The 255-nt window shown below is 66.3% G+C and carries 1 pseudogene; it reads right to left on the bottom strand.

The window, feature by feature from the left end:
* Positions 1-255 (bottom strand): annotated as a pseudogene (locus tag EXE45_RS21455) (C4-dicarboxylate ABC transporter permease); the annotation flags it as partial.

Genomic DNA, 255 nt, shown 5'->3' with positions numbered 1-255 from the left:
CACGAGGCCGTGATCTGCGTCAGGCTCCCGTAGAACCCGTACAGGTCCGTGACCGTCGCCTGGAGCAGCGTCGCCTGGTTCATCCCCGCGTGGCCCAACACGCCGGGGACGAGGTTCCCGAACATCGCGTACCCGAACACGGCGAAGACGAGCCCGAGGAACACGTTGCCGAACTCGCGCCACGTGAGGTACATCAGCGAGAGGATCACGAGCCGCGCGAGCATGTACTCGTGTTCGAGCGCGTACCCCTGCCGC

The sequence above is a fragment of the Halorubrum sp. SP9 genome (assembly GCF_005435015.1).
Classification (GTDB): Archaea; Halobacteriota; Halobacteria; order Halobacteriales; family Haloferacaceae; genus Halorubrum; species Halorubrum sodomense.
Note: the sequence above shows the minus strand (reverse complement) of the source record. Positions and strands in the feature narration are given on the sequence as shown.